The organism is Komagataeibacter ossonobensis (assembly GCF_057359305.1).
This window is the reverse complement of the sequence record NZ_JBXAYQ010000068.1, coordinates 1-9,688: the sequence shown is the minus strand read 5'-3', so window position 1 is coordinate 9,688 and position 9,688 is coordinate 1. Positions and strand designations below refer to the sequence as shown.

The following is a 9,688-nucleotide window of genomic DNA, read 5'->3' as shown; positions in this document are numbered from 1 at the left end:
ATAGCTTACGAAAATTTCTTTTGTGCAAAACAGACTTTTTCATAATCTAACCCGATGTACAACCCTTCTGTGAGATTTCCGCGTCGATTTCCTCCCATGCGTTACCCAACCCGATAAGGTCCCAATAGCCGCGGGCGTAATGCTCCGCTAGGTTCTCCTGGGTGACCGCTATCCACCGGCCCTGTATCACGTTGAAAATTTCAATGCGTTCGGGAAGGCATTTCCGGCGGCGGCTCTCCCTCAGCCACGCACTTCGTTCCGCTTCACTATAATCAGGAGTATCGCCGCGCTGCTGCGGATCATAAGACTGCCTGCTGGCCTTACTGCGGACGTCCGTCCAGATGTCATCCGGATCCCCAAAGCCCCTTACACTCAGAGGACAAAGCTCCAGGATATTTTCCGAGGTCGCCAGACACCATTTCCATGTAATGATGTTCCATACCAGAAGACGGCCAGTCTCCGGGTCATATCTGGTATTGCGTGCCAACCATTCCCTCTGATTTGGCCCCGACAGCATTCTCACTGCGTCATCGCGCATGATGATATTCCTCATTAGTTTCTACGTTACGTTTTGAACGGATCGGAGAAACCAGTTGGGGCGGCCCTGTTGGCCATGGCGTGGTGCGGACGCGCGCGATTACCCGCCCCTCTTTCGAGGAGCGGGACACGTGCAACTGTCTGATAAGCCAGCATTTCATGGCGATCAGACGTCGATGATGAGAGATTTATGATGGAAGTGGTTGCGGGGGCATGATAATAACGGCACGTATATTCATAAAACAGGAACAGCCGGAACAGACTGGCAGATCGCGCCTGCATTTGAATATAACTGGAATGCAAATTGGGGGGTAATCGTCGGCTCTGCGTTCTATTTTGCAGGTCACAACAAAAGTATACAGGTTTCCCCGCAGTTTGCAGTCAACGCTATGTTCTGATTTCTGGTTTGTTGAGAGACAATGTAATAAGCGTTTGTTCAGTTTTCACGAATTTCGAAAGTTCAGCACAGTAAGTCCCCGAACCTGAGCAAAAGCCTGATCACTGGTCACTAACGCGAGATGCTCTGTCAGGGCATGTGCGGCGATCATCATGTCCAAAGACCCAAGAATTTGACCATGCCGCTCTTGCTCAGCGCGTAATTTGCCGTAGCGCTCCGCTACGCCATGATCCCAGGGCAGTATGGTCAGCCGATCCATGACAGTGCGTGTCAGACGCAGTAATCGAGTTGCCGATGGGCGTTTGGCTAGTCCATACGCAACTTCTCCGGCGGTTACGGCCGAGACACAACACCGGCCTGGATCAAGCGCCTCCACGTGTGAGAGCACTCTTTCGTCCGCGCGTATGATATCACTTATTGTATTGGTATCGAACATATAAGAAATCACGTTAGGCACACAGCAAATGGATCCCTGTCCTGTTGATCCTGGTTGCGACCTTCAGGGAAAAGCTCAGTCCCTTTGGCCTGCCGGATGGCAGAAAGTGCCTTACCCCACCCCAGGGGACGCGGCGAGAGAATGACATCACCGGTACGTGGATCTCTGCGGATTGTGACCTCTGATGTGTCAAATCGGTAAGCTGCAGGAAGACGCACGGCCTGGCTGCGACCGGTCATAAAAATTTTGGCTGTATCAGACATGTCCACCTCCTTGGAGTAGGTATCATTGATATCTATCATTTAGATCCAAACGACGCAACATCAAACCCACGCGTGGCCGTATGGACTTACTTTATTTCATACCTAACTTCAAACTCTGTCTTTTATCGAAAACAGGCCCCCTTCCCCATACCTACGTGCGATAATACCACTTATCGCAAGTAGGTTGGAGACCATAAAAAAAGGCCCCGTGTGTCGAAAACCAGAAGATGATGATAAATCTGCCAATCAAGCAGAAGTCCCGACAACCACGCGGACAGATCCAGGCATTCCGCTTACGCCTAGTTCCGGTCATTCGATGACTAATCGTGCGGTTGCCAAAGCAGGCATATACCATTTCTTCGTATCACTTGAGCCGCAGGTGGCATTTAACTTGATGAGTAGCACACCTCTGCCCCGGACAGGATTTTATCCGGGACAGAAAGCAGCGTTCGCCTAATCTTCAGGCAACGCGGATCAGCTTACGGTTGATAAACTCCTCAATGCCGAGGAAGGACAGTTCGCGGCCAAAGCCAGAGTTCTTGATCCCGCCAAACGGCAGTTCAGGGGCCGCAGCCGTGGCCGTGTTGATGAACATCATGCCGGTCTCGACCGCTTCGGCCACCCGTTCCGCCCGGCCAAGGTCACGCGAGAACACGGCCCCGCCGAGGCCATAAGGAGAATCATTGGCCAGTTCGATGGCTTCGTGTTCCGATGCGATCTTATGCACGACGGCAACGGGACCGAAAATCTCCTGATAGAAGACCGGATTGTCCTTTGACACGTTGGTCAGGATAGTCGGCTCCATAAAGAAACCCTTGCGCTCCATCCGCTTGCCCCCGGCCACCAACGTTGCGCCTGCCTTGACCGCTTCGTCAGTCTGCGCCAGTGCGGTGTCGAGTGCCTTCCTGCTGCTCATCGGGCCATGGGTGGTACCCTCAGCCAGCGGATCGCCGATGCGGAACTGCGTGATCGCGGTTTTCAGACCCGCGAGGAAGGCGTCGTAGACCTTCTCATGCACGATCATCCGTTTGGCCGCCGTGCAGACCTGCCCGTTATTGGCAAACCGGCCCCATGTCGCCCACTTCACGGCAAGTTCAAGATCCGCGTCATCCAGCACGATGAACGCGTCGCTACCGCCAAGTTCCATCGTGTCCTTCTTCAGCGCCGCACCCGCTTCGGCCGCGACCGTCTGGCCCGCGCGTTCGCTGCCCGTCAGGGCGACGCCACGGATGCGGAAATCCTTGATCAGTTCGGCGGACTGATCGTTGTCGAGGAAGATGTTGGTATAGACACTAGCAGGCGCGCCCGCCTCGTGGAACAGCTTTTCAAAGGCCAGCGCACATTGCGGCACGTTGGGCGCGTGCTTGGCGATGACCACATTGCCTGCCATCAGGTTCGGCCCCGCCACGCGGGCAAGCTGGTAATAGGGGAAGTTCCAAGGCTCGATGCAGTAGATTACGCCAAGCGGCTGGTTGATGATCTTTGCATGGCCTTCCTTGACCTTCAGGGGCGTGGGAGCGAGAAATTTCTCCGCGCCCTCGGCATAGTAGGAGAGGATGTCGGCCGTGATGTCGATTTCTTCCAGCGCGTCAGGCAGCGCCTTACCCATTTCGGTCGCGATCAGGCGTGCATGTGTCATGCGGTCACGGCGAAGCAGGTTGGCAGCCTTTGACATGATGACCTTGCGGGCTGCGATGTCGCGCTTCTTCCAGTCGGTCTTCCACACATGGTCCGCGCGATCGATAATCGCCTTCATCTGCGCGGCAGTATGCAGTTCAAACGTGCGTTCCACGGTTTCCGTTGTCGGGTTGAGGGTCTGGTAAAAACTCATTGGTCCGTTTCCCTGTTTATTGATTATGGAAAAGGTAGTCGGTGTAGCCATGCGCGCTGCCGCCGTACATCGTCGCCGGGTCCAGCGGATTGAGCGGCCAGTTATGTTCCAGCCGCGCGGGCAGGTCCGGATTGGCGATGAATTTCCGGCCAAAGCCGATCATGTCCGCCCATCCATGGCCCAGCACATGCTGTGCCTTGTGCAGGTCGTAACGGCCCGCGCACAGGATGCGGCCGCCGAAGATGTCGCGCACGCTGGCGCGGAAGGCATCCGGCATTTCCGGCGCATTGTCCCAGTCGGCTTCGGCCAGCGAGACGTAGGCGATGCCCGCCTCCGCCAGTACGCGCACGGCTGCCGTGTAGGTTTCCGCTGGATTGTCCTCCAGCAGGCCGAGATAGACGCGCTCTTCCGTCGTCGTGCCGAACAGCGGGGAAAACCGCACGCCCATCCTGTCGGGCGTGACGACGGCGGAGACGGCCTCGACCACCTCGCGCAGGAAGCGCAGGCGATTGGACAGGCTGCCGCCATAGGCATCGATGCGGAAATTGGCCCGTTCGGAGATAAACTGGTTGATCAGGTAGCCATTGGCTGCGTGGATCTCTACCCCATCGAAGCCTGCGGACAGCGCGTTGCGCGCCGCCTGTGCATACATCTCCACCAGTTCCTGGATTTCGGGAATGGTCAGCGCGCGTGGCACATCAGGGGGTACCAGCTTTCCTGTACCCGGCCCCGTGGGGATGAACACGTTTACGCCTGTTGCCGCGACCGCGGACGGAGCGATCGGTGCCTCATGACCGGGCTGCAATGCCCGGTGGGACACGCGGCCCACATGCCACAATTGTGCAAAGATGGGCCGCCGCTTTGCGTGTACCGCATCGGTGACCAGCTTCCAGCCCGCGACCTGCTCGGGTGAATAGATGCCTGGCGTCCAGGCATAGCCCTGCCCGCGGGGTTCGATCTGCGTACCTTCGGTAATCAGGAAACCCGCCTGCGTGCGCTGCGCGTAATACCCGGCCATGAGCGCGTTGGCGACGTCCCCCGGTTGAGTGCTGCGGCAACGTGTCAATGGCGGCAGGAAGATCCGGTTTTCAAGAGGCAGATCTCCCAGCCGCACAGGCCTGAATAAAGAAGATGAAGACATGACCAACCTTGTTTACAAATACAGGCCATTCGTCCGGCCTGCCTGTAAACATTGACCCGCCCCATCTTATGCGCAAGAACGCACATAAACCGCCACTAGTGTCAGGAATGATACCATGCCTCGCATCCGTCATACCACGCTGGCCTGCAGCCCCGGCTGCACGGTGGAAGCCACGCTGGAACTGTTTGGCGGGAAGTGGAAGGCGTTGATTCTGTATCACCTGTTCGAGGACGGAGTGCTGCGGTTCGGCGAACTGCGCCGCCGTCTTCCCAACGTCACGCAGCGGATGCTGACCAATCAGTTGCGCGAACTCGAGGCAGACGGACTGGTGTCACGCACCGTTTTTCCCGAGGTGCCACCGCATGTGGACTACGCCCTGACCGAGCTGGGAAAGACGCTGAAGCCAGTTATTCAGGCGCTCAAGAAGTGGGGGGATCGGTATGCGCATTCTGTCCAGCGGAACACAGCTGCTGATTGAGATTGACGGCGAAGCGTTATGGACAATTCCTGCAGCAATCTGCCTGTCGGCTTCAAGAATTAAGCAGACTGGCGGCAGTCGCCCTCTTCTCGGCCGTGTTCAGACTTGCTCAAAGTTTCGATAAGCAGACCTTCTATATCGGCGACGCAAGCCAGGCCGCCAGTTGCCGGACCATGGATCTGGCGACACGGCCGGCGCCCAGCAGCGTGGCGGATGCGGGCCCACACCAGGAGCCATAACCCAGCAGCCAGAGACGTGGCTCCCTGACGGCCTGCTGCCCGTTAACACGGATCAAGTCGTCCGGCTCGATCACGTCGAGTGATGCAAATACACCGAGCGCGGGTCGGAAGCCGGTACACCAGATGATCCTATCGATGGCTTCTTCCCGCCCGTCGGGCCAGACGACGCCCGTCGCCGTCACACGTACAAACGGGCGCACCGCGTGGAGCACGCCTCGCTCCCTGGCGGCGCGCACAGGTGGGACCATGACGATATCGCCAAAGCCGCTGGTGGGCATGGCCGACGGGCCGCCGAGAACGCGAGCGGTCGCCCGCTCGAACAGGACCCGTCCGTCCACGTCATCGGGCAGAAAGATGGGATCATGCAGCGTGACCCATGTTGCCTGAGCGACAAGCGACAGCTCCGCCATAATCTGTGCCCCGGAGTTGCCCCCACCCACCACCAGTACACGTCGGCCGGCAAAGGGCGCGGCATTCCGGTAATGGCTGGAATGGAGTTGCGTCCCGCCGAAGAGGTCACGCCCCGCGACATCGGGAACAAAGGGGGCTGACCACGTACCGGTCGCCCCGATAACCGCACGGCCAAGAAAATCACCCGCGCTGGTTCTGACAGTCAGAAGTTTTCCGTTCGCGCGCTCCACACACTCGACCATGACCGGACGGCGGATCGGCGGCGCATAGCGCGCCTCGTAGCGGTGCAGATAGTCCAACACCTCGTCACGGGTCGGATAGCCGCCATCCGGCGTGTCTGGCATCGGCCAGCCGGGCAGCGAACTGTAGGACGCGGGTGAAAACAGATGCAGGGAGTCCCAGCCATGCACCCATGCACCACCCGCCTGCGTCCCGTTATCAAGAATGACGTAACGCAGTCCGGTCCGTCGTAGAAAATACGACGCGGCGAGGGCCGCCTGACCGCCTCCCACGATCACAACATCGAACTGTTCCGCCATTGCCCGGCTCACAGACTTTCCGGGAGACGGAATTCCGCCTTGCGTTCGCTGTAGCGATCAACGAGGTAGTCGGCCCGGTCGCGCAGCAGCCATGTGAACTTCATCAGCTCCTCCATGACATCTACCATCCGGTCATAGAGGGGGGATGGCTTCATCCGGTCATCGTCACCGAACTGGGTATAGGCCATCGGCACGCTGGACTGATTGGGGACGGTGAACATCCGCATCCACCGGCCCAGCACCCGTAGGGCATTGACGGAATTGAAGCTCTGCGATCCGCCCGAAACCTGCATGACCGCCAGCGTGCGGCCCTGCGTCGGGCGGATCGAGCCTTCCGTCAGGGGCAACCAGTCGATCTGGTTCTTGAACACGGCAGTGATGTTGCCGTGCCGTTCGGGGCTGCACCAGACCTGGCCTTCAGACCAGATCGAGAGTTCCCGCAGTTCCCGCACCTTCGAATGACTTGCGGGCACGGAATCCGCTACCGGCAGGCCGGTCGGGTCGAACACCCGTGTCTCGGCCCCCAGCACCTTCAGGATGCGTTCTGCCTCAAGCACCAGCAACCGGCTGAAGGATCGGGGGCGTAAAGAGCCATAGAGCAGAAGGATACGCGGCGGATGGTCCACACGCGGTTGCGGTTCCAGCCGCGCGAGATCGACCTGTTCAAGATATTCGGGGTGAAGGGCCGGCAAGTCAGGTTCAGTCATTGTGATATCGGTCCATTCATGCATTACGGCTGGCTGATTAGAGGCAGCCACAGGGCCAGCGCCAGGAGTGTGACCAGCAGGACGGGAGGTGTGATCACCAGACCCACCTTCATATATTGCCCCCACGTGACCCGATGGTTCCTGGACGCCAGCACATGCAGCCAGAGCAGTGTCGCGAGACTGCCGATCGGCGTGAATTTCGGCCCGAGGTCGCAGCCGATGATGTTGGCATAGACCATCAGGTCGCGTGTCAGCGGCGTGATGTCGTGCGCCTGCTGGATCGCCAGTGCCCCGACCAGCACACTCGGCATATTGTTCATGATGGACGACAGAACAGCCGCCAGAAAGCCGGCGCCGATGGTGGCGATGAACGGCCCCTGATGGCCAAGCCAGACCAGTGCGGCCGCAAGGTAGTCGGTCAGCCCGGCATTGCGCAGGCCATACACCACCAGATACATGCCCAGCGAGAAGATCACGATCTGCCATGGTGCGCCCATCAGCACCTTGCGAACAGGGATCACCCGGCCATATCCGGCGACGAGCAACAGGGTTCCGGCGGCCAGACAGGCTACAACACAGACCGGGATATGAAACGGCGCTGTCAGGAAATAGGCCGCCAGAACGAGGACCAGCAGCGGAAATGCCGCCCGAAATACATGGTGGTCACGAATTGCCGCAGCGGGTGCTGGCAGTTCGGCGACGGGATAGGTCGCAGGCACCTGCCGCCGGTACCACAGCCAAAGCACAGCCAGCGTCGCGCCCAGCGCCACCAGATCGACAGGGACCATGATCGCGGCATAGCGATCAAACGCAATGCCAAAGAAATTGGCGCTGACGATGTTCACCAGGTTGGAAATGACAAGCGGCAGGCTGGTGGTATCCGCGACGAACCCAGTGGCGATAATAAAGGCCAGCGCCGCGCCATGGCTCAGGCGCAGTTGCGTCAGGATAGCGATGACAATGGGCGTCAGCAGCAGCGCCGCGCCGTCATTGGCGAAAACCGCTGCAATGGCCGCTCCCAGCACCACGATCAGCGGGAATAGCGTCCGGCCTCGCCCTTTGCCCCAGCGTACGACGTGCAGGGCGGCCCAATGGAAGAACCCTGCCTCATCCAGCAACAGCGAGATGACGATCAGCGCGATAAAGGTGAAGGTCGCGTCCCAGACGATGTGCCAGACGACAGGAATGTCATGCCAGTGGATCACGCCAGCCGCCAAGGCCACGGCGGCACCTGCCATTGCGCTCCAGCCGATGCCCAGCCCCCGAGGCTGCCAGATGACAAAAACCAGCGTGACAACGAAAAGCAGAAGAGCCAGCATCAGGAGATCCGCTTTCCGGATTCATCGACGATCTTCTCGCCGTCCTCTTTGACGAAAGCGCCCCGCTGCGGGTTGGGCAGGATTTCCAGAGCCGCCTCGGACGGACGGCAGAGCGCAACACCGAGGGGGGTGACGACGATCGGCCGGTTCATCAGGATCGGGTGTGCGATCATGGCGTCGATCAGCGTATCGTCCGTCAGGGTCGGATTATCGAGGCCGAGCTCGTGAAAGGGCGTGCCCTTTTCCCGCAGGACCGAGCGCACCGGAAGCCCCATACGGGCGATCAGATCGACCAGTTCGGCCCGGCTCGGCGGCGTTTTCAGATATTCGATGATCCGGGGCTCCTCGCCGCTGTTGCGGATCAGTGCCAGCACGTTGCGCGACGTGCCGCAGGCCGGGTTGTGGTAGATCGTGATGGTCATGGGCAGGACTCCCGGGATGGGCAGCAGGAGGACAGGTTCGCGACCAGGGGCGCGCAGAGTTCGGGGCTGCCCGCACAGCAGTCTCTTACGAGGAAGAGCATCAGGTCGCGCAAGCGCGGAAGGCGCGCACGATAGACGATCAGCCGGCTGTGGCGCTGCGAGGTCAGCAGGCCGGCACGGGTCAGGGTGGCAAGATGGGCCGAGATCGTGTTCTGCGGGACATCGAGATGCCGCGCGACGTCTCCGGCGGGTAGTCCGTCCGGTTCGTGGCGCACCAGCAGGCGGAAGATCTCCATTCGCGTGGACTGCGACAGAGCGCTCAGGGCAGCGAGGGCAGATTCTGTATCCATAAATCGACGATCACGGATATAATGGATGAAGTCAACACTACCCAGGACATGCCTCGTTCAAAACCTGGAATACGGTGTCACACGCCGAACAGGCGGCCGATTCCGCCCGTGACGATCATCGCAACAATACCCCAGAACGTCACACGCAGTGCTGGCCGCAGAGGCGCCGCGCCGCCGGCAAGCGCGCCGACGACGCCCAAAACGGCGAGAACCACGACCGAGGTCAGGGACACGCCCCAGGATACCCACGCGACAGGGGTCAGAACAGCTGCCAGTACGGGCAGTAAGGCTCCGGACGAAAAGGCGGTTGCCGAGGCGAATACCGCCTGTATGGGTCTTGCCGCTGTGGCCTCGGACAGACCCAGTTCATCCCTGGCATGAGCACCGAGCGCATCATGTTTCATAAGGGCGACGGCGACCTCGTGTGAGAGGTCTCCATCCAGTCCTCTGGTAATTCCCCCATAAAAAGAGTGACTTTTGAATGAGAATTTTCTCAGCGTAAGAATTGAGGAGATTCTGATGAAGAGTGATCGCTTTACTGACGCCCAGATCATGGGTGTGATCCGCCAGGCTGAGGGCGGTGTCCCGGTTCCTGACCTGTGCCGGGAGCATGGGATC

Annotated in this window: 12 protein-coding genes and 2 pseudogenes; 3 read left to right on the top strand and 11 right to left on the bottom strand. The window is 59.4% G+C overall.

Going from position 1 to position 9,688, the window contains the following annotated elements:
- Positions 1–46 precede the first annotated feature (46 nt).
- Positions 47–538, bottom strand: a complete 492-nt coding sequence (locus tag AC1RQ9_RS17905; protein ID WP_217420458.1) for a hypothetical protein — start codon at positions 536–538, stop codon at positions 47–49.
- Between the two features lie 202 nt (positions 539–740).
- Here AC1RQ9_RS17905 and AC1RQ9_RS17900 point away from each other — a divergent pair.
- Positions 741–935, top strand: a pseudogene (locus AC1RQ9_RS17900) (hypothetical protein); the annotation flags it as partial.
- Positions 936–980: 45 nt separating this feature from the next.
- Here the strand turns inward: AC1RQ9_RS17900 and AC1RQ9_RS17895 are convergent.
- The 4 genes from AC1RQ9_RS17895 to AC1RQ9_RS17880 form a co-directional block, all read right to left on the bottom strand.
- Entirely contained in the window at positions 981–1,370 is a 390-nt protein-coding gene (locus AC1RQ9_RS17895) for a type II toxin-antitoxin system VapC family toxin (protein ID WP_053324230.1), read from the bottom strand.
- Positions 1,371–1,378: 8 nt separating this feature from the next.
- Positions 1,379–1,633, bottom strand: a complete 255-nt coding sequence (locus AC1RQ9_RS17890) for an antitoxin (RefSeq protein WP_061498341.1) — start codon at positions 1,631–1,633, stop codon at positions 1,379–1,381.
- A gap of 460 nt (positions 1,634–2,093) precedes the next feature.
- A complete protein-coding gene (locus tag AC1RQ9_RS17885) occupies positions 2,094–3,464 on the bottom strand; it encodes an NAD-dependent succinate-semialdehyde dehydrogenase (RefSeq protein WP_019092270.1) in 1,371 nt (456 codons plus the stop codon).
- Between the two features lie 16 nt (positions 3,465–3,480).
- On the bottom strand, positions 3,481–4,605 hold the full coding sequence (locus AC1RQ9_RS17880; protein ID WP_026019858.1) for an alkene reductase: 1,125 nt from the start codon (positions 4,603–4,605) through the stop codon (positions 3,481–3,483).
- 115 nt (positions 4,606–4,720) lie between these two features.
- Between AC1RQ9_RS17880 and AC1RQ9_RS17875 the strand changes: the two genes are divergently transcribed.
- Positions 4,721–5,083: a winged helix-turn-helix transcriptional regulator gene (locus tag AC1RQ9_RS17875; RefSeq protein ID WP_010510588.1), complete on the top strand. Its 363-nt coding sequence runs from the start codon at positions 4,721–4,723 to the stop codon at positions 5,081–5,083.
- Positions 5,084–5,216: 133 nt separating this feature from the next.
- On the opposite strand, the gene AC1RQ9_RS17870 is transcribed toward AC1RQ9_RS17875, so the two are convergent.
- The 6 genes and pseudogenes from AC1RQ9_RS17870 to AC1RQ9_RS17845 form a co-directional block, all read right to left on the bottom strand.
- The gene (locus tag AC1RQ9_RS17870; RefSeq protein ID WP_019092272.1) at positions 5,217–6,272 is read right to left on the bottom strand and encodes an ArsO family NAD(P)H-dependent flavin-containing monooxygenase; all 1,056 of its coding nucleotides are present in this window, start codon (positions 6,270–6,272) and stop codon (positions 5,217–5,219) included.
- A gap of 8 nt (positions 6,273–6,280) precedes the next feature.
- The gene (gene arsH, locus AC1RQ9_RS17865) at positions 6,281–6,979 is read right to left on the bottom strand and encodes an arsenical resistance protein ArsH (protein WP_025440028.1); all 699 of its coding nucleotides are present in this window, start codon (positions 6,977–6,979) and stop codon (positions 6,281–6,283) included.
- A 23-nt stretch (positions 6,980–7,002) separates the two neighbouring features.
- On the bottom strand, positions 7,003–8,298 hold the full coding sequence (locus AC1RQ9_RS17860) for an arsenic transporter (RefSeq protein ID WP_003631075.1): 1,296 nt from the start codon (positions 8,296–8,298) through the stop codon (positions 7,003–7,005).
- Complete coding sequence (gene arsC / locus AC1RQ9_RS17855; RefSeq protein ID WP_010510570.1) at positions 8,298–8,720, bottom strand: arsenate reductase (glutaredoxin); 423 nt, start codon at positions 8,718–8,720, stop codon at positions 8,298–8,300. Before arsC ends, AC1RQ9_RS17860 begins: the two co-directional genes overlap by 1 nt.
- Positions 8,717–9,070 (bottom strand): ArsR/SmtB family transcription factor, encoded by a 354-nt coding sequence (locus AC1RQ9_RS17850; RefSeq protein WP_026019860.1) that lies wholly within the window; start codon positions 9,068–9,070, stop codon positions 8,717–8,719. Before AC1RQ9_RS17850 ends, arsC begins: the two co-directional genes overlap by 4 nt.
- A 77-nt stretch (positions 9,071–9,147) precedes the next feature.
- Positions 9,148–9,519: pseudogene (locus tag AC1RQ9_RS17845) on the bottom strand (VIT1/CCC1 transporter family protein); the annotation flags it as partial.
- Between the two features lie 70 nt (positions 9,520–9,589).
- Between AC1RQ9_RS17845 and AC1RQ9_RS17840 the strand changes: the two are divergent.
- Positions 9,590–9,688 (top strand): transposase (locus AC1RQ9_RS17840; RefSeq protein WP_485987991.1); only part of this gene is annotated, 99 nt, incomplete at its 3' end.